Annotated in this window: 27 protein-coding genes; all 27 read left to right on the top strand. The window is 34.2% G+C overall.

Going from position 1 to position 23,979, the window contains the following annotated elements; translation table 11 throughout:
* The 27 genes from ACO5V7_RS06380 to ACO5V7_RS06250 all read left to right on the top strand — a co-directional run bounded on the left by ACO5V7_RS06380 (position 1) and on the right by ACO5V7_RS06250 (position 23,968).
* Positions 1-519, top strand: a complete 519-nt coding sequence (locus ACO5V7_RS06380) for a YqeG family HAD IIIA-type phosphatase (protein WP_485485515.1) — start codon at positions 1-3, stop codon at positions 517-519.
* Positions 520-521: 2 nt separating this feature from the next.
* Complete coding sequence (yqeH, locus tag ACO5V7_RS06375) at positions 522-1,631, top strand: ribosome biogenesis GTPase YqeH (RefSeq protein WP_485485514.1); 1,110 nt, start codon at positions 522-524, stop codon at positions 1,629-1,631.
* A gap of 16 nt (positions 1,632-1,647) precedes the next feature.
* Positions 1,648-1,974, top strand: a complete 327-nt coding sequence (gene yhbY, locus ACO5V7_RS06370) for a ribosome assembly RNA-binding protein YhbY (RefSeq protein ID WP_298650255.1) — start codon at positions 1,648-1,650, stop codon at positions 1,972-1,974.
* 3 nt (positions 1,975-1,977) lie between these two features.
* Positions 1,978-2,616 carry a nicotinate-nucleotide adenylyltransferase gene (locus ACO5V7_RS06365; protein ID WP_485485513.1) on the top strand — a complete coding sequence of 213 codons (639 nt, stop codon included), beginning with the start codon at positions 1,978-1,980 and terminating at the stop codon, positions 2,614-2,616.
* Positions 2,613-3,218 carry a bis(5'-nucleosyl)-tetraphosphatase (symmetrical) YqeK gene (gene yqeK, locus ACO5V7_RS06360; protein ID WP_485485512.1) on the top strand — a complete coding sequence of 202 codons (606 nt, stop codon included), beginning with the start codon at positions 2,613-2,615 and terminating at the stop codon, positions 3,216-3,218. The genes ACO5V7_RS06365 and yqeK overlap by 4 nt, the downstream gene beginning before the upstream one ends.
* A 1-nt stretch (position 3,219) precedes the next feature.
* Complete coding sequence (gene rsfS, locus ACO5V7_RS06355) at positions 3,220-3,576, top strand: ribosome silencing factor (protein WP_005605994.1); 357 nt, start codon at positions 3,220-3,222, stop codon at positions 3,574-3,576.
* The gene (locus tag ACO5V7_RS06350) at positions 3,576-4,316 is read left to right on the top strand and encodes a class I SAM-dependent DNA methyltransferase (protein ID WP_485485511.1); all 741 of its coding nucleotides are present in this window, start codon (positions 3,576-3,578) and stop codon (positions 4,314-4,316) included. Before rsfS ends, ACO5V7_RS06350 begins: the two co-directional genes overlap by 1 nt.
* A gap of 9 nt (positions 4,317-4,325) precedes the next feature.
* A complete protein-coding gene (locus ACO5V7_RS06345) occupies positions 4,326-5,510 on the top strand; it encodes a nucleotidyltransferase (protein ID WP_485485510.1) in 1,185 nt (394 codons plus the stop codon).
* 531 nt (positions 5,511-6,041) lie between these two features.
* The gene (locus ACO5V7_RS06340; protein WP_485485509.1) at positions 6,042-6,539 is read left to right on the top strand and encodes a type III toxin-antitoxin system ToxN/AbiQ family toxin; all 498 of its coding nucleotides are present in this window, start codon (positions 6,042-6,044) and stop codon (positions 6,537-6,539) included.
* A gap of 45 nt (positions 6,540-6,584) precedes the next feature.
* Positions 6,585-7,373, top strand: coding sequence for a ParA family protein (locus ACO5V7_RS06335; RefSeq protein WP_485485508.1), 789 nt, complete (start codon positions 6,585-6,587; stop codon positions 7,371-7,373).
* A 4-nt stretch (positions 7,374-7,377) separates the two neighbouring features.
* The gene (locus ACO5V7_RS06330; RefSeq protein WP_298730165.1) at positions 7,378-8,202 is read left to right on the top strand and encodes a ParB/RepB/Spo0J family partition protein; all 825 of its coding nucleotides are present in this window, start codon (positions 7,378-7,380) and stop codon (positions 8,200-8,202) included.
* A 45-nt stretch (positions 8,203-8,247) separates the two neighbouring features.
* Positions 8,248-8,526, top strand: coding sequence for a hypothetical protein (locus ACO5V7_RS06325; protein WP_485485507.1), 279 nt, complete (start codon positions 8,248-8,250; stop codon positions 8,524-8,526).
* Positions 8,516-8,818 (top strand): hypothetical protein, encoded by a 303-nt coding sequence (locus ACO5V7_RS06320; RefSeq protein ID WP_298730168.1) that lies wholly within the window; start codon positions 8,516-8,518, stop codon positions 8,816-8,818. The genes ACO5V7_RS06325 and ACO5V7_RS06320 overlap by 11 nt, the downstream gene beginning before the upstream one ends.
* The gene (locus ACO5V7_RS06315; protein ID WP_485485506.1) at positions 8,811-9,845 is read left to right on the top strand and encodes a replication initiator protein A; all 1,035 of its coding nucleotides are present in this window, start codon (positions 8,811-8,813) and stop codon (positions 9,843-9,845) included. The genes ACO5V7_RS06320 and ACO5V7_RS06315 overlap by 8 nt, the downstream gene beginning before the upstream one ends.
* Positions 9,846-9,953: 108 nt before the next feature.
* Complete coding sequence (locus ACO5V7_RS06310; protein ID WP_485485505.1) at positions 9,954-10,331, top strand: hypothetical protein; 378 nt, start codon at positions 9,954-9,956, stop codon at positions 10,329-10,331.
* A gap of 24 nt (positions 10,332-10,355) precedes the next feature.
* Positions 10,356-11,330, top strand: a complete 975-nt coding sequence (locus ACO5V7_RS06305) for a DNA cytosine methyltransferase (protein WP_485485504.1) — start codon at positions 10,356-10,358, stop codon at positions 11,328-11,330.
* Positions 11,331-11,486: 156 nt separating this feature from the next.
* Positions 11,487-11,933 (top strand): hypothetical protein, encoded by a 447-nt coding sequence (locus ACO5V7_RS06300; protein WP_485485503.1) that lies wholly within the window; start codon positions 11,487-11,489, stop codon positions 11,931-11,933.
* Positions 11,934-12,003: 70 nt separating this feature from the next.
* Positions 12,004-12,837: a hypothetical protein gene (locus ACO5V7_RS06295; RefSeq protein WP_485485502.1), complete on the top strand. Its 834-nt coding sequence runs from the start codon at positions 12,004-12,006 to the stop codon at positions 12,835-12,837.
* A 158-nt stretch (positions 12,838-12,995) separates the two neighbouring features.
* A complete protein-coding gene (locus ACO5V7_RS06290; protein WP_485485501.1) occupies positions 12,996-16,139 on the top strand; it encodes a SpaA isopeptide-forming pilin-related protein in 3,144 nt (1,047 codons plus the stop codon).
* An 80-nt stretch (positions 16,140-16,219) separates the two neighbouring features.
* Positions 16,220-16,417, top strand: a complete 198-nt coding sequence (locus ACO5V7_RS06285) for a hypothetical protein (RefSeq protein ID WP_298730803.1) — start codon at positions 16,220-16,222, stop codon at positions 16,415-16,417.
* Positions 16,417-16,731, top strand: a complete 315-nt coding sequence (locus ACO5V7_RS06280; protein ID WP_485485500.1) for a TrbC/VirB2 family protein — start codon at positions 16,417-16,419, stop codon at positions 16,729-16,731. Before ACO5V7_RS06285 ends, ACO5V7_RS06280 begins: the two co-directional genes overlap by 1 nt.
* Positions 16,732-16,742: 11 nt before the next feature.
* Entirely contained in the window at positions 16,743-17,930 is a 1,188-nt protein-coding gene (locus ACO5V7_RS06275; RefSeq protein ID WP_485485499.1) for a hypothetical protein, read from the top strand.
* A gap of 2 nt (positions 17,931-17,932) precedes the next feature.
* Complete coding sequence (locus ACO5V7_RS06270; RefSeq protein ID WP_485485498.1) at positions 17,933-18,739, top strand: hypothetical protein; 807 nt, start codon at positions 17,933-17,935, stop codon at positions 18,737-18,739.
* Between the two features lie 133 nt (positions 18,740-18,872).
* Positions 18,873-19,217 carry a hypothetical protein gene (locus ACO5V7_RS06265; protein WP_485485497.1) on the top strand — a complete coding sequence of 115 codons (345 nt, stop codon included), beginning with the start codon at positions 18,873-18,875 and terminating at the stop codon, positions 19,215-19,217.
* Positions 19,207-21,237 (top strand): JAB domain-containing protein, encoded by a 2,031-nt coding sequence (locus ACO5V7_RS06260; protein ID WP_485485496.1) that lies wholly within the window; start codon positions 19,207-19,209, stop codon positions 21,235-21,237. Before ACO5V7_RS06265 ends, ACO5V7_RS06260 begins: the two co-directional genes overlap by 11 nt.
* Positions 21,238-21,285: 48 nt before the next feature.
* A complete protein-coding gene (locus ACO5V7_RS06255) occupies positions 21,286-21,693 on the top strand; it encodes a single-stranded DNA-binding protein (RefSeq protein ID WP_485485495.1) in 408 nt (135 codons plus the stop codon).
* Positions 21,686-23,968 (top strand): VirD4-like conjugal transfer protein, CD1115 family, encoded by a 2,283-nt coding sequence (locus ACO5V7_RS06250; RefSeq protein WP_485485494.1) that lies wholly within the window; start codon positions 21,686-21,688, stop codon positions 23,966-23,968. The genes ACO5V7_RS06255 and ACO5V7_RS06250 overlap by 8 nt, the downstream gene beginning before the upstream one ends.
* The last annotated feature ends 11 nt before the right edge of the window (positions 23,969-23,979 follow it).

The following is a 23,979-nucleotide window of genomic DNA, read 5'->3' as shown; positions in this document are numbered from 1 at the left end:
ATGGCACTATTCAAACCAACGTGGTTTAAAAAGACCTTTCAAGAGATTACACTTTCTTTCTTACAAGAAAATGGAATCGAGGTTGTCTTAACCGATTTAGATAATACGCTGATTGGCTGGGACGAAAAAAAAATTGATGATAACTTACTTACCTGGGTACGTTCATTAAAAGAAGCAGGCATCAAGATTGTTCTTGTGTCGAATAATAATGAACATCGTATCAAAGATGCCGCAACTCAGTTGGATGTTCCGTATGTGTATCCTGGTTTGAAACCACTGCACAAAGGGTTCAAATCGGCACAACAATTACTGGGTTTTGATAAATCAAAAACAGTCATGGTGGGGGACCAACTATTAACAGATATTCTAGGGGCGAATACATTTGGAGTTAGAACCATTATCGTAAAACCTAGAAAAGAGAGCGATGCTTGGAAAACAAAAATCAATCGTTTCTTTGAAAAAGGAATTTTTGTAGTAACACAAGGCGCGTGCTATCATAAGAAATGGGAGGAGGATTAATCATGGAACAGTATGTATGTATTGGATGTGGAGCAACAATCCAAACGGAAGATCCAAAAGGAACGGGGTACACTCCGCAAAGTGCATTAAATAAAATGCTGGAAAGTGAAGGCCCTCTCTATTGCCAACGCTGTTTTAGACTACGTAATTATAATGAGTTGCAACCGGCATCTCTAACAGACGATGATTTCTTAAAGATGTTAAGTAGTATCGCCGATGAAGATGCGCTAGTTGTGTTTGTGGTTGATTTATTCGACTTATATGGAAGCATGATTTCTGGCTTGAAACGTTTTGTTGGGGATAACCCGATTTTATTCGTAGCCAACAAAGTAGACTTATATCCAAAATCGGTGAATCGTAATCGTCTGAAAGCGTGGATTGAACGTCATGCAAAAGAGTACGGAATTAAACCAGTCGATACCCTTCTTGTGAGCGGTCATAAACGGATTAAAATTGACGAATTGCTAGAGAAGATTAACGAATACCGTAAAGGTAAGGATGCGTATGTCGTAGGGGTAACGAATGTAGGAAAATCAACACTGATTAATAAGTTGATTCAAAGTATTGGTGAAACAGGAGAAGTGATTACAACCTCTCAATATCCAGGAACAACTCTTGGACAAATTGATATTCCATTTGATGAACATTCTTCATTGGTGGATACACCAGGGATTATTCACCGGCATCAAATTACACACTACTTAGCGGAAAAAGAAATGAAGAAAGTCTTACCGCAAAAAGAGTTACAACCGAAGACCTTCCAATTAAATAGCGAGCAAACAATTTTTATAGGTGGCTTGATTCGTGTCGATTACGAACAAGGAGAACGTAATTCATTTACTTTCTATACACCGCAAACTATCGACTTGCATCGTACGAAGTTGGAGAAGGCGACTGAGTTTTATGGAAAACATGCTGGAACACTTCTAACGCCGCCAACAGGAGACAATATGAAGTTGTATCCAAAATTAGTGAAGAAGACATTTACGATTAAAGAAAAAACGGACTTAGTGATTGCAGGCCTTGGTTGGGTAACGATTCAAAAACCAGGTACGGTATCTGTATGGAGTCCAAAAGAAGTCGACGTGATTCAACGTCAATCGATTATTTAAAGAAAGGAGAGCTTTCATGGAATTAAAAGGGAAAGAAAGACAGTTCTTCAAAAAAGAAGCACATTCGTTGAAGCCAATCTTCCAAATTGGGAAAAGCGGACTAAGTGAAGAGATGATTCATCAAATTCAAAATGCTGTTGAGAAACGTGAATTGATTAAAGTGACTTTATTACAAAACACATTAGAGGAACCACAAGAAGCTGCCGAAACAATTGCTGAGGCGACAGGAAGTACTATCATTCAAGTGATTGGGCATACGATTGTGTTATATAAAGAAGCTCGAAATCCAAAACATAGAGATCTTTCAGCACGATTTGCAGAATTCAAAAAAAGAGGTCGATAGACGATGGTTGCTGAACTCAATATTTTTTCTGAGACATTAAACAAAACTGAAAAATTCGGTGAAGAAATGCCGGTAGAACGCGTAGGGCTTATCGGAGGTAGTTTCAATCCGCCACATATTGCACATTTAATTATGGCTGAACAAGCACGTGTACAATTAGGCTTAGACAAGGTTTACTTTTTACCAAGTCATATTCCACCGCATGTGGATGAGAAAAAGACCATTGATGCGAATACCCGTGTGGAAATGACACGCCTTGCGATTCAAGATAATATTTATTTTGATATTGAGACGATTGAACTCGAGCGTAATGAGAAGAGTTATACGTATGACACGATTCAACTCTTAAAGAGACAAAATCCAAATACGGAATATTACTTTATCATCGGTGGAGATATGGTGGATTATTTACCGACATGGCATAGAGTGGATGAATTAGTTCATGAAGTACAATTTGTCGGGGTTGAACGTCCAAGATATGAAAAAGAAACGCCATATCCAGTCCTATGGATTACAGCACCGAAGATGGATATTAGTTCGACACAAATCCGTAAAAATGTTCTGTTCCAACAAAGTATTAAATATTTGGTACCAGAATTAGTGGAAGCCTATATCGCAGAAAAGGGGTTGTATTTAGAATGAGCGAAGTAAAGAGCTTTGAACCTTATACCACAATGACAAGAGAAGAGTTGTTGTCTTATGTCCAGTCAAATATGAGCGACAAGAGATATCAACACTGCCTGCGTGTCGAACGAAAAATATTGGAATTAGCAAAGTTTTACGGCGTCGATGAGAAGGCTGCTTCTTTTGTGGGATTAGCGCATGATTATGCTAAAGAAATCCCAGTGGAAAAACAGCAAGCTCTTGCCAAAGAAATTGGACTTCCTGAAATGTATCATCATGAAGGTTCTGAAATTCTACACGGGCCGATTGGAGCGTATTTAATTTCAAATTTATGCGGGGTAAAAGACGAAGCGCTGTTAGATGCCATTCGTGAGCATACAATTGGAGGGCTTCAAATGAGTCTTCTTTCTAAGTGTCTCTTTGTGGCAGATGCAATCGAAGATGGAAGAGATTATCCAGGTGTGGATGTTGCAAGAGAAATCGCTACGAAGAATATTGATGATGTGGTCTTTTATTTATTGAAGCATACATTGGAATTTTTATTGGAAAAAGAAGTGCCTATTTTTTCAAAAACAATAGAAGTTTATAATCATTATTTGAAACAAAGAAAAGGAGAATAGAATGGAACATACCAGTAAAAAATTATTACAAGTTGTTTTAGATGCTTGTGAAGACAAGTTAGCACAAGAGGTGGTTGCACTAGATGTAGCCAGTCTTACACCTGTTGCAGAGTACTTTGTAATTACGCACGGTAAAAACGAAAAACAAGTACAAGCGATTGTCGATGCGGTTGAAGAAGCGGTTGAAAAAGAAGGCTTCGAAGTAAGAAGTATCGAAGGTAAAGATGGTGGTAAATGGATCTTGATGGACTTAAACGATGTGATTGTCCATGTATTCTATTATGCTGATCGCGAATTCTATAATTTAGAAAAATTATGGAGCGATGCACCAATCGTGAATATTGTGAGTGAAAACTAATGAACTATCAAAAATTTGCTCATGTATATGACCAAGTGATGGATCAACAACTCTACGATGAATGGACGGACTATGCGGTTCGTTCTTTTTCGCATAGTGCCAAAAGACCCGTTCGTAAAGTGATGGAACTTGCTTGTGGGACTGGTGAAGTATCCATGCGACTGGACGATAAAGGATTCGAAGTGATTGGCGTTGATTTATCCAAGAATATGTTAGAGATTGCTAAAAAGAAAGCACAAGGTAAACCTATCAAATGGCTTCAAGCGGATATGCGAGTATTGGAAGATATACCGACAACCGATGCAGTAACGCTGTTTTCAGATTCACTCTGTTATTTAACAGACTTTGAGGATGTCGTTTCGGTATTTGAAGCGGTGTACGACCATTTAGAAGAGGGTGGAATTTTCCTCTTCGATGTTCATTCACTGTATCAAATGCAAGAAATTTTCCCTGGATACCAATATCATTTTGTGGAAGATGATTTTGCTTTTCTCTGGCAAAGCTATGAATTGGATGAGCCAGGTAGCGTGGAACACGTCATCGATATGTATATTAAACAAGAAGATGGCAACCTATATGAGCATTTTCAAGAAGTGCATGAAGAACAAACTTTCCCAATTGAAATGGTTGAAGCCGCACTAGAGACGGTCGGTTTTACCGATATTAAGGTGACGGCTGACTTCGGGCGAAGCGAAGTCCAAGAAACGAGTCCGCGTTGGTTCTTCCAAGCGGTGAAATGAGGCTTGCGTATGAAGATATGTGGAGTAATCGCAGAATTTAATCCATTTCATCAAGGTCATGCTTATCTGTTAGAACAGGCACGGAAAAAAACGAGTGCGGATGTTATTGTTGTCGTGATGAGCGGTAATTGGGTGCAACGTGGTGAACCTGCAATCGAACAAAAATGGAGTCGCGCAAGAGTCGCGCTACAAAATGGAGCAGACGTCGTGATTGAGATGCCAACTGCAGTGAGCTGTCAGTCAACAGACCGTTTTGCAAAGGGCGCAGTTGAAATCTTACAAAAGGTAGGTTGTCACTATTTAGCTTTTGGATGTGAAAATGGGGACAAGTCGTTTTTTGAAGAGGCGGTATCTCAGCGAAATATCGTTGAAAAAGAAATCAGCAGTTTTGTCGAACAGAATCGTTCACTAACGTTTGCAAGCCAATTAACACAACTTGCTGTGAAAGAGCTTGGGGAAAAGAGTGCATTAGCCCAAGCGTTGCAGTCTCCAAACCAACAGTTAGGATTAGCATATGCTGTTTATAATTCTGAGGCAGAAATTCCAATGCAGCTGGTTCCTATCACACGAGTAGGAAGCAGACATTTGGATGATACGTTAGAAGAGGCAACTTTTGCTAGTGGAACAGCCTTACGAAAAGCTCTGAAAGAGAATCGCCAGGAGAAAGTGTTGATAGAACAACTATCCTATGTATGTTTCGATAAAGAAGAGTACAAAAACGATTGGAGTTCTTATTGGCCAATCTTGAAAAGTATCGTCTTAAGAAGTACTGACGAAGAACTACGTGCCATTTATCAAATGGAAGAAGGAATCGAGAATCGCTTGAAGGAAGCTGTTCGAACAACTTCGACTATTGAGGAGTGTCTCCAATATCTTAAAAACAAACGGTGGAGCTGGGCAAGGTTGCAACGACTCCTTGTTTATGTTTTACTTGGAATAACCAAAATAGAAATGGAAGACTATTGGAATACACCGATTCATCAAGGTAAAGTCCTGGGGTTTACATTAAAGGGCCAAAAGTGGTTGAAGAATATGCGGGAAGTAGAGTCGTTCAATTTAATAACTAATTACGCAGCCTATAAAGATGAACGCCAAGAAAGTTGGGATTTATTGTATGATTTTTGGAATCCATCCAAGCAAATTTCTGCTACGGTCTTTAAGCCGATTCAAGTGAACAAGGAGATAGGATTTTAATCTCTGTCTTTTCAAGCTTGTAAAGTAGTAAGTGTCTAGAGTTTAGTTAGAGTAAAAGTTAAGGTTAAAAATTAGAAAGGAACAGGTAACTGTTCCTTTTTTGATTGGAAAAATTTTGCTCTTTGACAACTGAAAATTCTATCAACAATTAAGTTAAATTTTTCTCTCAATAGAATTAAACAGGAATAGTTGAAGAACGAAATAGGAGTGTGAGAACACTAAAATCATCTACATAGACAAATGGGTTTATGTGCTATGGCTCTGAAAGATAGGGTTGAATTTCTACTTTGGTAGGATTTAAGCGATTATACTATTTAAATTATTAGAATAGTATGGCAACGTGAGGATCTGAATTTGTAGAGAAACACGATATGAGCCTAGGTTGATTTATCAACCGAATTGCCAAGACACAGAAGAGGACTGTTGAGCATTATTAAAAGTGGCGTGTTGCCCTCACGAGAAAAGGGGACATAAGTAGCCTATTTCTTAAATAATGAGGAATAGGCTTTTTATATTATTAAGGAGGTAGCAATGAAATTAGATTTATATGAAGCAAGTCCTGAATATATTTCCTATTTACGTCAATTCGATTCTAATGTATTAGCTGAAAAGGCTACATTTAAGCAAAGAAGATATGTTGGAACTGTAATTACTATTGACTCTAAAAATTATTTTCTTCCATTAAGTAGTCCAAAAGGAAGACATCGTTTTTTAGGAAATTCACTGGATATTTATAAATTAGACTCTGGGAATTTAGGAATTATTAATTTAAATAAAATGATTCCTATTAAACGAGAATGCCTTGAAAGAATTGATTTCAAGAAAGTATCTGATCAAAGATACAAAGGTCTATTAAAGAAACAATATTATATTTTGAATGAAAAAAGTTCCGTTATTCATAATAGAGCGGAGCGAATATACAATATTGCTACAAAAGGAGAAGAATTAAAAGAGTTTGAGATAAAACTAAAAGAACGTTGTTGTAATTTTCAGTTGTTAGAAGAACAAGCAAAACAATATCACTATTAGAACTTTTTGCCAAAATGGCAAGAAGTGGAGAAGGAGAATTATACAATGACAAAAATTATCGCAATAGCAAACCAAAAAGGTGGAGTTGGTAAAACAGCAACAACCATGAACTTAGGTACAGCATTAGCTGCATTAGAAAAGAAAGTACTATTAATAGATAGTGATCCACAAGCTAATTTGAGTTGCTATTTAGGAAATGACAGCAAAGTGGACTTAAATAGCTTAACTGAAGGTATCGATTCAATTATTGATAAAAAGCAGTTTAACTACAATCAATTGATTAAACGTAAAGAAATGAAAACTGATAATGGAATAGTAGAAATTGATTATATTGTATCTAACAAATACCTAAGCGGTATTGAGTTAGCGTTGAATCAAGTGATTGGTGGGGAAATGGTTTTCTCAAGATTGTTACGCAAGTTACCGTTAAAAGAATATGATTATGTGTTGATTGATACAAAACCTTCACTTGGAAGATTGTTAATCAATGTGTTGATTGCTAGCGATAGTGTAATTATTCCAATTGATAGTAAAAATTCGTCTGTAGAAGGTTATAAGGAATTAACTTCAACAATTCAGGAAATTGAAGATAATTTAGGACAAGAAATTAAAATCGAAGGTTTATTACAAACAATGGTAACACACACGAACAATTCAAAGGAAATTTCAAAAACAATTCAATCGTTCAATGTTCCAGTATTCAATACATTAATTCCATTGTTAAATGAAGCAGAATCTTCCTACAGAATGAGCGAATCTGTATTCGCAATTAAAAACAGTCGATTAGCAACTTGCTACTTAAACCTTGCAAAAGAATTAGTTGAAAGGGGTTAAGATCATGAGTAACGAAAATTATAATGCATTATTCAATAGTACTCTAAATAATAAGCTTCCTAGAACTGAAGTATTAATTGAAGATATTTTTCCATACGAAGAGCAACCTTTTGATTTATATTCTGAAGAAAAGTTGGAACAACTTTCAAAAGATATTTCTGAAAATGGATTATACAATCCAATTCTTGTAAGACCCTACAAAGGGGGGTATCAAATTATTAGCGGTCATAATCGCTTTAATGCTATCAAGCGGTTAGATTGGGTGACTGTTCCAGTTACTGTTGAAACATTAACAGACGAAGATGCAATGATTCGTCTAGTCAATAGCAATCTTTATCAACGACAATTAATAAAAGAAAGTGAAAAAGTAAAAGCGTACACAATGAAAGTGAATGCCAACAAAAGACAAGGGAAAAAAGGGAATAATGCACTAGATATTGTTGCAAAACAAGAGAATTTATCACTTAGAACTCTTTCAAGATACACAGCTTGTATTTCTCTTATTGATGAATTTTTACAATTATTAGATCAGAAAAAAATTTCACTAGCTATTGGAGAGCAAGTCGCAAAATTATCTGAAGGAAAACAACAAGTACTAAGTGACTATCTTATTAATCATTCGCTAAAAGTAAATTTGCATCAAGCTATTTTATTAAGAGAAGTTGAAGAATTTACAGAAGAGAATTTAGATAGTGTTTTCTTTGCTGAAAAACAGCAAGAAAAACAAAAGAAATCATTTGAAAATAAACTTCCTGAAAATTTTGAACCGCTAGATTATTTTTTATCAGAAGAAAAATATAGAGAGTTTATGCAACTTTTACAATCGTAAAAACCTTTTGCCATTTTGGCAAAAGGTTAAAAAGGAGATGGTTTTATGTTTGTTATTATTGGGCAAGTTTTAATGATACTTTTTATATGTGCAATTATAGGAAAGCTAATCCTAAAAATATTTAATTTTTCAATTAGAACAGTAATCGTTGGAGTTCCAACATTGTTAATTTTAGGTACATTGGGAAATTTATTATATAACCCTCATGCTGAAACAATACTCTTAATAATAGGAATTTCATTTGGAGCTTTGATAACAATAATTTTGTTGTTTAGAGAGATAATAAAACGAGGAGAAAAGGAAGGAAACGAAGATGAAATATAAACAACCGTTAGCATATCAAACAACTGAATATATTTATGTTCACAAAGGAATTATGGATCATAAAGATTTAACAAATGAAGATAAAACAATATATATATACTTAAATTTATTAAGTAATAAAGGGAAAGCAAAAGTTTCAATTTCAGAATTAAGAAAAGAAATCAAAGGTAAGAATCCATTGACTACATTGGAACATTTAATTAAATACGGAATTATTCATTCTTACTATCGAACTAAAGATAGTCTAATTATACAGTTAAATGATAATGACGAGGATTTAATCGATGACTAATTTAACAGAAGAACAGAAATTATATATAAAATTACATAAACAACATGTAACAACTCAACAAGGTTTAAAAGAGGTCTTTTATAAAGTTCCTAAAATATTTTGGTTAGGAGAACTATACCAAGGATTAAGTCTTGAATCGAAAATCGCCTACGGAATTCTTGAAGATAGAAAAAATGTTTCTATCAAAAACAAATGGTATGACGAAAAAGGGAAAATTTATTTTATTTATACAATCGAAGAGTTTCAGCAAATGCTGCATGTATCTAAACAAAAAGCAATCAATATAAAAACAGAACTAATTAAATACGGTTTGCTAGAGCAAACTAAACAAGGTAGAGGACAACCAGCTAAATTATATTTATTTAATCCTATTGCAACGCCTTCAGACGAGGAAAAATTTAAAACATCTTATCAGAGTAATCAAGAGACGTTACCAAAGAATGGTACAAGTCAAGAATCGGAAGAGACAGAATCTTCTTCTAAGAAAAATGAGTTTAATAATACTAAACCACATTCAAAAGGGTTAAAATTAAGAAGTCTAAAATTTAGACTTCTTAAATCAAGAGGTCTAAAAAATAGACTTCTAGAAGTCCAAAATTTAGACCCTAGTAATAATAACCCTAGTAATAATATTATTAATACAAATGAATCATATGAATCAGAAGTCGTATTTGATAAACGATTTCTAAATTATGATAAGCAAGGAATTCCCAAAAACATTGTATCGATATTAACCGCTGGAGTGAATGATTATAAAGGTATTCATGAAAGAATGGGATTATTATTTAAAGCAAAATCTAGCGTACTTAGGGATGCTACTTCACAAGGTTGGAAAGGAACAATCGTTTTTGAAATGTTTACAGAAGAAGACTGGGGGAATTTATATCAAGTACTACATGCCTGTTTCTGTAAAATCAAAACCGGAGATATTCAAAATATTGAAAAATACCTGTTTCAATCGCTAAGAAATTATTTTGACAATTATGTACAAAATTATTACGATAGAGGTGTTTCGAATGGTGATTAAAACAGAATTCTAATAGACGATTAAGGAGCAGAGATTAAGGATAATCTGTAAACCTTTCGCCTTCAGGGCAAAAAGTCAATAAAAAAAATCATATTAGAGGTGTATTTAATGGCTATAAAGAATAAAAACGGTCTTTTAGTGTCATATCCATGTGAAGAATTAATACAAGATATATCAGAAGATATATTTTTGTTTGGAGAAGATTATAAAGTTTATGCTGTCCTTCAATTTTTTGGAACTGTAGATGGTAGAATACTTGATGTTGATTTTATCGTTGATTATATAGACTCTGAAATGCCTACAGAAAAAGACTTTTTAGGTGATAGCTGCGAACTAGGTTATCCTGATGAGTCAGACAAAATAACATTAGAAATGCTACAAGAAGATTATAGAAAAAATCTGAAAAGCATTGAAAACGAAAGAGTGGTTTTAATGACTGCTAAAGAACTCTTAGATAAACTCTTAATACAAAACTCACTAGAATGACAAAAGAATAGAAAGAAGGGTTAGATGCAGTTTTTAGATTTATTTGCAGGTATCGGTGGCTTCCGTCTAGGAATGGAAGCAGCCGGACACAAATGCATTGGATTTTGTGAAATCGATAAGTTTGCAAGAGCAAGTTATAAAGCGATACACGACACGAAAGGAGAGATTGTGTTACATGACATTACAACCGTATCAAACGAGTTTATTCAATCCATCGGACACGTTGACATTATCTGTGGAGGATTTCCGTGCCAATCTTTCTCGATTGCAGGAAACAGAAAAGGATTCGAAGATACAAGAGGAACTTTATTCTTTGAAATTGCACGGTTCACATCTATTCTCAAACCTAGAATTTTGTTTCTTGAAAACGTTAAAGGACTACTCAACCACGACAAAGGAGAAACATTTGAAACCATCTTGCAAACGTTGGATGAGTTGGGGTATGACGTGGAATGGCAAGTGCTTAACAGCAAAAATTTCGGAGTTCCCCAAAATAGGGAACGAGTGTTCATTATCGGACATCTTAGAGGAACAGGTGGACGAAAAGTTTTTCCTATCAGAGGAGAAAGTGAAAACACTAATTGTGTACGACAAATAGGTAATTTGATACAAACCAATAGTTTTGGTGGGAATCCACATAGAGGTAGAGTGTATTCATCGGACGGGATTTCACCATGCCTTAATTGCATGGGTGGCGGAGGACGTGAACCAAAGATTTTGCAAATAGCAAGAGGATTTAACCAAGGTGGAGTACATAATATAGCACCAACAATAACTAAAAATAGTTATCAAGAAAATAATTTTTTAATTATAAAAGATGTGATTAATCGTGATTTCAGGATTAGAAAACTAACCCCAAAAGAGTGTTGGAGATTGCAAGGTTTTCCAGATTGGGCATTTGAAAGAGCAGAAAAGGTAAACAGTAACAGTCAGTTGTACAAACAAGCAGGTAATAGTGTAACGGTAAATGTGATTGAAGCTATAGCAAAAAATATTTAGAATGTGGAGATACCTATCGTTTAAGATACTATCCTAAATCTGAAAAACCTCCACCACCGTTCCATGGGCAGGCTTAAGCAACTTTTCGCCTTCAGGGCAAAAAGTAATAAGAGTTATATTTTATCACTCTTATTTTAATAGAAAGAGGAGTGTAGTATGAAATTTTCTATTATAGACGTTGTTATGTTTGGTTGTTGTGCAATCTCGTTGATATTATATACAGTATCAGGATTGCGAAAAAAAATACCGTTTAAAGAAATCTTTAAAAAAAGGATAAAAAATGTATTTAACACAATAATGATACTTATATTTTCAAATGCTATGTTTTATCTTACTCTTTTACATGTGCAAGAAAGAATAAGAAAACAAATTTATAAGATTGATGGAATACCTGAAATAATAGTGTTAATTATTTTATGTTGGGTCGGTAGAAAAGCTAGGGATAATTTTGAAGAAAGATATAAGAAAGAGGGATACACTAAATTAGATCACGTGGCAAGTTTTTTCTTATCGTTTTCGTTGTATTTATTTATTGTAAAAATTATATTACTCATTTTGAGTGGAACAACAGGAATGTTTATTAATGAAATAGGTGCTTTATGAAAGCAATGAAAAACAAAAGTGTTTAGATAACCTTTCGCCTTCAAGGCGAAAAGTAAGAAAGGAAAAAATTATGAAAGAAAAATTAATCCAATTAAAAGAAAAGTTTTTATCATTATCAAATGTTAAAAAGGTAATGATTATTAGCGGAAGTGCCGTTGTTTTGTTAGCTGGTGGATATGCTGCATCCACACTAGCTGGACAAACAGAAAAAACACAAGAGGTTGTACAAGTAGCGGAAGTGACTACTGAATCAACTACTACAACTGAAAACAAAGAGTTGAAAGACTTACAAGAAAAAGTCGCAAAAGCTTCTTCTGAAGCATTGAAGAAAGAGGATAAAGAAACTCTTGAAAAATCGATCAAGGATTCAAAACTATCTGATAAAGAAAAAGAAGACTTAATCAAGAAATTAGAAAAAGTTACGTTAGTCGAACAAACTACTTCTTCTGAGAAAAAAGAGGAATCTTCTTCTGAAGAAAAGAAAACAGAAAACAAGGCTTCAGAGTCTAATACTGTCGCAAGCAATCAATCTTCAAATGATTATTCTTCAGGTTCATCTTCAAATAGCGGTTCAAGTTCGTACAGCGAAGATTACAGTTCTAGTAGCGATTCTTCTTCACAAAACAACAGCTATCAAGAACAACCTTCACAACCAACATATACGCCTGAACCAGCACCAGTAGAAACTCAAGCACCAGCTCCTGTACGCTTAACAGCTTTAGGAAATACTGGCTTAGAGTTTGCAACGCTTGCAGAAGCTGGGGCATGGCTACAACAAAAAATAGATGAAAGTGGTGCACTAGCTGAAGCCGGGAAACAAGATTGGGTTTATACAGGTAACTATTTCGAAATCCCTTGGAGTGATGGGCATACAACAGCTAGTGTAAACCTTAGAAAACAATAACGACAACTTAATAAAATTAGTAGAAAAAGCAATGTTTGGAAAATCCGATCATTGCTTTTTTTGTATTAAAAGGAGAAAAATATGGATTACTTGAGGAATAAGGAACCACCTTTTGCCATTTTGGCAAAAGGTGAATATAAGAAGAAAGGAAATGAATAATGAATTATAAAAAAATGATTAAGAAGACAATCGCAAGCCTTGCGGTTGGGGTAGGCGTTCTAGCTACATTTGCTAGTCACTCTTCTGTTAACGCATATCAAGTAAGCGAAGAAAACGGAGGAAATGGGAATGTTCAAGTGTATCATAAAGTACACGATTATAGTTGGTGGTTAAATATTAATGACAATATCTCTATTGTTAAAGTTAATGGAGAAGTCGTGTTTTGTGTTGAGCCACCTACCTTAGTTCAAAATGGGGTTTATTACAGTTCTGCAGAAATACAAGATGGGGCTTTGATAGATCATTTTGGAAATACAATTACTCAACAACAAATAGATGAAATTAAAAATGCTATCTTTTGGGGATGGGATATGTCTTCAGATAAAAGTGGGAATCAATATCTCTATGTGCAGTCTAAAATCTGGGATATTTTAGGGTGGACACCACAATCTTTTAGAGGTGGAAATACATGGGATGGATATTCAAAAGTATCTGATTTTATAGATGGAAAGATGAATGACCAACGTGCCACAAGCTGGCATAACGAAACTCATACTGTTAAAGTTGGAGAATCTATTACACTTACAGATAATAATAATGTTTTTGAATATATTGAATTACCAAAAAATAATCGTGGTTGGATTTTTGAAAGATTGAATTCTAATGAGCTAAAGGTTACACCTACTAAAGACGCTCAAGATGGGACATTCTTTTTTAGAAATAAAAATCTCCCTGAAGATTACACTCCAGCATCACTATTATTAACTCACGGTACTAGTCAGAATTTAATGATGTTTCGTGACCCAGACAGATTAACGGGATTACTAAACTTAAAGGTTGTTAAACAAGGGAACATTAAGATTGTGAAGACTGATGACGAAACTGGAAAACCGCTTGCTGGGGTTGAATTTGGATTGTTTGAAAAAGGTAGTACAACTGCTATTGCAACCGCAACTACAAATGATGAAGGGGAAGCGTTCTTTAAAGACTATGACCCTAAAGAATTTGATATTAAAGAAACACGAACACTAGAAACATACAGACTTAATAATCAAGTTTATAGCGTGACTGTCCCAGCTGGAGATACGGTTACTGTCCGTGCGACAAATGTTTCTAAGAAATATAAAGTAAGTATTTCAAAACATTTAGATGAAGCGTTAGATGGCAGTGGAACTCGTGTACCCGGTAAAAATATTGCATTCGATTTAGTAGATACTAATGGTAATGTTGTCCAAACGATTACGACGGATGAAAAAGGATATGCGGTATCAAATGATATTCCATATACGACTACTGTAACGATCGTGGAACACACACCAACAGGCTATCAAACACCTCAACCAATTAAAGTTGAGTTAGATACGTCTAAAGACAATCACACATATCATTATTTAGTAGAAAATAATGTGAAGAAATCATTCTTGCAGCTATTAAAAACAGATGCTGAAACAGGGAAAATAATCCCAGCTTCAGGCGTTCGTTTTAAACTTTATAAAGATGGAAAACAAGTTAGTCAACAAGTCACATATCCATCTTTACAAACAATTGATGTTTTTGAAACTGATGCAAACGGTCAAGTAACATTCCCACAACAATTAAGCTATGGGAACTATGAAATCGAAGAAGTACAAGCACCAACAGGCTATGTATTATCAGACAAACGCTTAGCCGTGAATATTTCAGGAGATGACGTTGTTGTAACGGTTAAATTTGCAAACGCACCTCAAAAAGGTCAATTGCAAATTACAAAAACAGGTTCACAAATTGTCTCATGGGTACAAGATGGTAACGGAGTAAACGTTCCTAACATTCAAAAAGTACCTCTTGCTGGAGTTACCTTTGAATTAATTAAAGATGGCGTGGTTGTAGAACAAGCAACAACAGACACAAACGGAATTGTTACATTTTCTAATAAACCATTAGGAAAATACCAATATCGTGAAATTTCAGCTCCTGAAGGGTATGTAGTGGATTCAACATTACATGAAATTACATTCACACCACAAGAACAAACTGTGAAAGTTGATAGTCATAGTGTTTCGGTTCATAACGAACGTAAGACAATTTCGGTGCAATTCAATAAAACATTTGAGGAATCTAAATACTTTAAGAACGAACAAAAAGCAACCTTTGGACTTTATACAGCTAATGCTGTTGAAGGCTTGCCTGCTAATAGTTTAGTAGGACTTGCACAAGTAAATGGTTCAGGAACATATACATTTGGAAACCTTCCGATTGATGGAGAGTTTTACTTAAAAGAAATCACTACTGGAGAAGCATACAGCCTAAATGATACAAAAATTGGCGTATCTACAAGCTTTGCGACAAGTGGAAGCCCTGCTCAAACAGTAGTAGTAGAAACCCCTATTATTAACGAAATTAAACGTGGAGATCACGAATTAGTTAAGGTTGAAGCAAATAGTAAAGAACGTTTAGAAGGCGTTGAATTTAAATTAGTAGCTGTATCTGAAAACAATGGAGAAGTTGAGGTAGGACGTTATACAACGGATAAAGACGGAAGAATCATCTTCAAAGATTTAGAATATGGAAACTACTATGCTCAAGAAACAAAACCATTAGAAGGATACTTAGGAAATCTTCAAAAGTTCTTCTTCAGCATTAAAGGCGGAGAAAAAGTAGATAAAAATGATAATTCTACAGAAGCAACCGAAACTCGTACAGTAGTTGAGAACGAACGTCAACCTTTAATCTATACAGAAGCTACAACTGCTTCAGGTGGTAAACAAGGATATGAAAATGAAAAGCATATTGAAAAAGCATTTCTTACTAATTTAACAATCGGTAAAAAATATACAGTTATTGCTACTCAATATGACAGTACTGGTAAAGTATTTGCTACACAAGAACGTGAATTTATTGCTGATTCAGAAACAAGAACAGAAATCTTTGAATTTACTGTTCCTGTAGGATATACAGGCAATATCGTGTACGGAGAAGATTTGTATCGTGATAAAGAAAAAGTGGCAACACACTTTGACCTTAAAAATGATAAACAAACAGTAACAGTAGTAAGACCTGAATTACCAAACACTGGTACACAAGGAAGCGGAATGACGATTCTTGCTGGACTTGTAGCGTTAATTGTTGCGTTAGGATTATCAAAAAAGAGAAAACAAAACTAGAAGAAGGAAAGAGTGGCTAAAAGGTCACTCTTAACCTTTTGCCATTTTGGCAAAAGGTTTTATTAGAAAGGAGAACTGTAATGGCTGTGAAAAAGGAACAACCAATTGAAGTATTGATGGAAGTAACTCCAGCACAAAGGAAAAAGATGGCACAAATGGCAAATACTGTTTTAAAAAATATGGGCATCGATCCTAACGCATATTGGTATGAACAACAATACAAACTTGTAATTGATAATATCGGAAAATTAAACGAAAACAAGAAAGGAAATGAATAATGAACGGATTAACATTAAAACTATTAGCATATAACATTTGGACAACATTTCTAGAGGGTGCTCCTTCAACGACAGGAAACTTAGATAAAAACGTTAATGAAATTGCTGTAGAAATTGTAAACTTTATTACAGGTATTGCTACAGGAGGTGCTGCAATTGCGATTGCATGTTGTGGATTCTTGATTATGGGGACTAGAGAACATGCGGAAACAGGAAAAAAATGGTTACCACGAATCTTTATTGGATTCGCAATTGTATCCTTGGTATGGGTTATCACAGGATTCATGAAAGCTAAAGTAGCGGTATATCAATAAGAGGTGGTTCTATGATTGTTGCAACAACGAAAGTGAAAGGATTTAAGCAACGACTGAAATATAAACGATTTGAAGGAGTAGAGATGAACGTCTCTACTTTTTTAAAGCAAATGAGTTCCTTAGAAAAAAGTTGTCAAGAAGACGATTCGCAAGTAGAAGTTGCGATCATTTTAAAAGATACAAATCAACCTAAAGATGATTTTCTTTATAAATCTGAAGCGTTTGTAGTCGGAAAAGGAAATGGACGCTTAGTAATCAATACAATTGAAAAAGAATTATTAGAGTTATTTCCGGATAAAGAAATTGAAGTAGGACAACTTATTAATCAGTTGATAGATGAAGCTACAAAAAAAGTGTCAGTAGAAGAAAAATCAGAACAAGTTCACTTGAAAAGTGATCATGTTCTTAAGAAAAAAAGTGTAGCATCAGTTGAATCTAGTCTGGTTACTCAAAAGAACGTTGAAACTGAAGAATTAAAAGAAATTAAGAATGGACAAAAAAAGAAGAACCTTTCTAAGAAAAAAGTACTAGGGTCACTATCAATAGCGGTTGTAATTGGCGTTGGAATAATAGCTGGTTTTATGTATGTTCCAATATTATTAAAACCTCAATATGACACATTAATTCAAAACCAAGAATATGTAAAAGCTGTTGCGGAATATCCTGAAAAAAAGGATAAAGTTGAATCACTATTATTCGAGAAGGGGCAAGAGGGAGTAGGGCAACTTGAAGAATATGTTGCAAAGACTAATTCATCTTCTTCTCGATATGACCTAGCTTATTTAAAACAGGATTTTCAAAAGGTCGTGGATTTGAAAAATGAAGCCACAACGCCAATACGAAAAACGGCTTTAGCGGTTAGTTACGTGAAATTAGGAATGATTGATGAAGCCTATGAATTGAATCAGGAATTAGGAAGTAATCGTCTAAAACAATTAATTGTAGAAGCCTATGAAGTAAAAGCTATCGAAGCGTTAAAGGCATTGGATTTAAAGACTGCTGAAAAGATTCAAGATAAAATCCATCAATTGACCTTGCAAACGAAAATTGACCATGTAACAACAGCGTTAAACGAGGAAAACAATCTGAAGAACAAACTAAAGGATAGTTCCCTTTCAGATGAGCAAAAGGAAGATTCCAACAAACAATTAAAACAAATTCAAGAAAAAATTGAAAAAATTAAAAAAGGAGTGTTTTAACTATGGAACAACAAAACAAAAAGAAAAATTTTAAAGTTATTGGTGCTAGTGCTTTATTATTACTATCACTAGGAGCTTGTGCTATTTTTACGTCATCTCAACAAAGTAATCAAAATACGCAAGTTGCGGTAGAGGAAACAACGACAACATCAGTTGTAGTACAAGTAGAAAATAAACCTACTAAAGAAACACCACATACCGTTCTAAAGGAAGAAGTAGTCGACAAATTAGTAGAAATAGGTTCACAATCTGTAGCTGAAGAAACCGTCAATACAATTATTGCAGTTGCTGAAGCTAAAATAACTCAACCTGAAGAACTGGATAAAGTTGTTACATTAATTGAAAAACCAACTACCGAACTGGATAAAGTTGTTGGTTTAGTAGAGCAAGATAGTAAGAAACAAGATGACGTTGCTATTCTTCCAACACCAACAAAACCAACAGAAGAAAAACCAACTGTTCCATCAGATGAAAATAATAAACCAACAGATGAACCAACGAATCCAGTAACACCAGTACAACCAACTGAACCTATAGCACCTATCTTACCAACAGAACCAACAACACCTGTAGCTCCAACGAATCCAGTAACACCAGTACAACCTTCAGAAGAATTATCTGAAGATGAAAAACAATTGGATATTAAAACAAAAGTAGTAGATGGAGAAGAAGTGAAGTACGCTACAGGAGAAGCGACAACAACAGACGCTTTACCTGAATTAGATATCTCAAAATTAACGAATGATGATAACACAACTACAACAAATGACACACCTTCAACAGATATTAAGACACCTGAAAAATCATAATGAAAAGAAAAGTAGAAATTGACAACCAATTTCTACTTTTTGCCATTTTGGTAAAAAGTGAAGTTAGAAAAATTATTTTTCAAAAAACAAACCTTTTGCCAAAATGGCAAAAAGTTTATTAAGGAGGAACAACATGAAAATATATGCAACGATAGAGGAATTAAATTATCCATTTATTACATTACTTACGGAATTTGGAGAGAAAGAGTTAGAAATTACTCACCTTCCTGAAACATCTACATTTTGGAATATTTTAACAGTTGCATTTGAAGAAGAAAATACCGTCTTTTTTGATACAGAGAGTGAAGAGATATTATTACTTGATGATACAAATGAACTGTTCAATCCGGAAATTGAAGAAGAACTTATTGTTGAAGAAGGAACAGATTTAAAACAATTAGTGAATACTATGCAAGAAGATGAAATATACGTGGTGGAATTAAATTTTCTGAAGGGAGTAACGTTCGATGGCAAATGAAGAAATGACAGATTTGAAAATCGTTAAAATCAAATTAGTAGACGATTATCAGTTAAGTATTGGGGATAAAATTAATAGTTCAAAAACGGCTTCAAAAGTTGCAATTAAGACGATTGCGAAAGAGGTTGGTTCATTTGATCGAGAAGTTCTTTTCTCGTTAAATCTAACAACAAAAAATGAAGTGATAAATGCTTCGATGATCCATATGGGGTCAATAAATAGTTCAGTAGCTCACCCTAGAGAAATCTTTAAAGCAAGTATTTTATCGAATGCTGCAAAAGTTATCTTATTTCATAACCACCCTTCAGGGGATCTGACACCATCTCAAGCGGATATTGACTTCACAAAACGAATTATCGCTACAGGAGACGTACTTGGAATCGAGGTATTAGATCACCTAGTTGTTAATCAATTGGGAGACTATTTAAGCATTATTAGTGAGTACGATATGACTTTAGATAAGAGTTTGGTTTTAGAAACTGCTACAAGTTGGACTGGCATTAAAGAGGAAATGACAGAACTTGAAATCCCCTCAATTACTGAATCTGAACAAGTACTAACAGGAGAAACAGTACAAGAATCCACTACTTATAAAGGAAAAACAAAAGAAGAAAAGAAACAAGAATTAGAAGCACTATCAAAAGTAGTGCAAGATAAAGTGGATTCCTTTATTCGAAATCCTGAATTAGTTAAAGATTTTCTGTTGTTCAAACGCCAGTTCCCTAACTATTCTGCAAAAAATACAATGCTAATTTATTCTCAAAAGCCAACTGCTTTAGGAGTTGGGGCGTATGGGTTTTGGAAGAAAAAAGGATACCCTGTAAAACGTGGAGAAAAAGGAATTCGAATCTATTCGCCAATGACTTCTGAAATGTTATTGGATTCTAACGGGAAGATTGTTACAACGTTAGAAAAGGCAACAGAAGAAGAAAAAAATCTATTAAAGATTGGGCGTTATACAAAACGAACGATCGTTAGCGGATATCAACCAAAGGCTGTATTTGACATTTCTCAAACCACAGCACCTTTAGAAAGCTATCCTAAACTTGTTCGTACAGGTTATGAATTAGAAAATATAACAAATTATCAGATTCAAAATATTGCATTAAATAGTTTGATGAAAGAACAGAATATACAATTTGTGGACTATGATAAAGGACGTGTTGGATTAAACACATACGGCTATTATATTCCAGCTTCTGATGAAATTTTCTTACAGCCGGATTTAACTTCTGTTGCACGATTCAAAACATTATCACATGAGCTAGCACATGGAATGTTGCATAAAACAAGTAAATTATCAAAAGAAGCGGAAGAATTTCAAGCACAAATGGTATCTGTTATTGTATCAGATACGCTTCAAATTCCGGTAAAAGATGAAGATTATGGATACATTAAAGATTACTCTGAAAAACTATCAGAAGTAGAAAGAAGAGAATTAACAGAAGAAGTATTAGAGGTTGCTAATCAAATTTTAGAACAATTTGAAAACACACTTCAAAAAGTTCAATCGCAAGAATTTACTAAAGAAGAACAACAGGAATTGGAACGACTAGGATTGTCGGAACGGTCAACGTTATCCTTTACAGATAAATTGGAAGTACTTCAATATCCTGCAAATGATAATCAAAAAATGACACTAGCGAAAAAGATAATCGATGACAGTATTTCAAAACTTCCAAAAGAAGAACAAGAAGTAAAACGGAATGAGGAAGAAGCCTTTCTAAGAAATAAAGTGAAAGAAAAGTACCCTTATTACCGTATCGGATTGTTAGAAGAAGCGGTTATTAAACAAACAGATTCGCAACAAATTGAAGTAACAATGATTTCAATAAATGGAAAAGAAACAAAACAAGTATTTGATGAAGAAGAACAAGTAATTGAATTACTTCAAAAGAAAGAAGCCTATCCAGCTCCTGATACAGCAATGACGTATGTAAAAACGTCAATTGAGATGAAACACACGCAAGAAAGACACCTTCATCAAAATCAACAAAAAGAACAAGAACGTCAACTATAACCTTTTGCCAAAATGGCAAAAGGTTTTTAAAGAGAAAGGAACAAGACAATGAATATTCAAAATCAAGTTAATTTAGTAGGGTATGTAGCGATTGACCCACGATTTAAGGAAAACGAGTCTGAAGATAAAGCGGAGTTATTTTATACATTGGCGGTTAATCGAAACTATAAAAATAAGGCTGGTAATTATGAAGTGGATTATATACCTATCAATGTGTTTGGAAAACAAGCGGTATATCTATCTCAAAAATTACAAAAGGGAACGTTCCTAATGGTTAACGGTTCAATTCAAATGACGAAATGGACTGAAGGTAAAAAATCAAATATGTATTTCTACCAACATACATTTAGAGTATTAAGCAAAGGGAATAATCCAGCAAAAGAAGTAACTGTTGAATGGGAAGAACCATTTCCAACAATTGAACCAATGGATTATCTAGGTACATTTAATGATTAACCAATTTATATATAAGCAACTTCAAAAGTTAGAAGGGTCAGGAGCTTTAACCTTATTATGGGTAGGTATCTCTAGTGCTATTGCTTTAACCTTCTTTAAAGTTTTTGAGTTTATCATAAGAGTGATTTTAGGCGTGTATCAACAAGCAAGACAATTGAAGAATCAATTTGAGTTTGATGGATTACTTCCTAAAGAACTACCATCAATTCCATTTATTCCGTCATTACTGTTATTTGCCCTATTTTATGCTATATCGTTCTTTGTAGTTTATCGGTACTATAAAAAACTAGAGTTTGCCTATGGAAGTCTAGAAAAAGGTCATAAAGGTACAGGACGATTTACAACAGATAAAGAAATCAAGGAACAGTATAAAGAAATCTCAAAATATATTGCGAAATCGCAAGAAAATGAAAGTCGTTCTAAAACCACATTAACATCTGAACGGAAACAAGTATTAGAACAATTTATGCAAGAATTTGATAGCTATAAAGGAAAAGCTGGTGTTTTAGTAGCACGTATTAAGAATAAGCTATATATAGATACTGATGACGCACATAGCTTGATTGTTGGTAGAACACGTTCAGGTAAAACACAATCTAAAGTACTTACAGATATTGAGATTGCTTCTCGTTCTGAAGAGAAACCACATATGATTATTTCTTCAGGTAAATACGAGTTATTACAAGGTACGCAAAAAATGTTAAAGCAAAGAGGATATAAAATTAAAGTTCTAAACCTAATTGATATGGAACGTTCAGAACAATATAATCCTTTAACATTAATTGCCAATGCTTACGCAAAAGGAGATTATGACGAAGCAATAGAAATCTGTAAAACCTTCTCATATCCTTTGTATCATAACGAAAATGCAAAAGAACCTGTTTGGGAAGAAACCGCTATGGCTTTAGTCAACGCCTTAATTCTGGCATTATGTCATGAATTTATTGGAGAGGGAGACAACTTTAAACCTGAACAAATACCTTTAGTAAATATGTATAACGTAGCACAAATGCTTAATTCCTTAGGAGAAGCTGAAAATGGCAATAGTTATATGCTTGATGATTACTTTGATTCACTACCATTAGATAATCCAGCAAGATTAGAGTATTCAACAGTTCGAATGTCTACGTCTCAAATGAGGTCATCTATCTTTACTTCAGCACAAGCAAAGATTCGTAATTTTACAGCACGAAGAGTAGCAAAATTAATGGATCAAACGTCCTTTCAATTTGATGAGTTTATAAAAACGAACGATGAGGGAAAAGTAGAACCAATTGCATTGTTTTTAGTCCTTCCTGATTATGTAGAAACAAACTATATTATAGCAACAACATGGCTACAACAATGTTATTATTTCTTATCTCAATATGCTAGTTTACATGGAGATAGACTACCAAAAAGGATTTTTCATCACTTTGACGAATTTGGGAATATGCCTTCTTTTTCAGGAATTGGTTCAATGTTAACAGTAGGGGCTGGCAGAGGGTTGTTATATAACTTATATATTCAAGATTTATCGCAATTTGATATTAAATACGGAAACGATATAGCACGATTATTACGTTCTCAATCTATGAATCGATTCTATATTTTGTCAGGGGATAGTGAAACAAGAAGGGAATTTTCTGAATGGTTAGGTTCAAAAGAATATACACAAGCTTCAAGAACAGGTACATTCGCAAGTTTTAATAAAACTATTACAGAAAATGTTGAAACAAGACCTTTATTAACCCCTGACGAATTAGGTCGACTAAGAGAAGGGGAAATTGTAGTAGAACGTTCTACCAAGAGAACTGATTTAAAAGGGAACAAAATTAGACCGTATCCAATTTTTAATACTGGAGAAGATCATGAATTTGAATATGCCTATAGTTATCTAGGAGATTTGATAAAGAAACTGCCGATTACAGAATTAGATCTTCCTCATATTTCTAATGATAATTTACACATGGATGCAAAAGCCTTTGTAGCAAAATTAGAACAATTAAAGATGAATTTTCAAAAGCAAGCACAAGATGAAGAGCAGGAAACTCTCAATGTTTCTTCTGAAAAACCAAAAGAACTTAAAGCAACAGATATCTACAGTGGTTATTCAATGCCGTTCCCAGTTACAACGTCATCTAATTTCGATGACCAGACAATTCAAGAACAGAAAGAAGCTTTGAAGAAAAAAGTCAAAGGTACAGCTAATGCTTATCTAATTCCATCTATTGATGAGTTAGAAACTGTGGCTGAATTACAAGAATTTATAAATGAAAACAAACATATTTTTTAGAAAGGAGTATC

This window comes from Granulicatella sp. (genome assembly GCF_057274575.1).
This window is presented reverse-complemented; position numbering and strand designations above follow the sequence as displayed.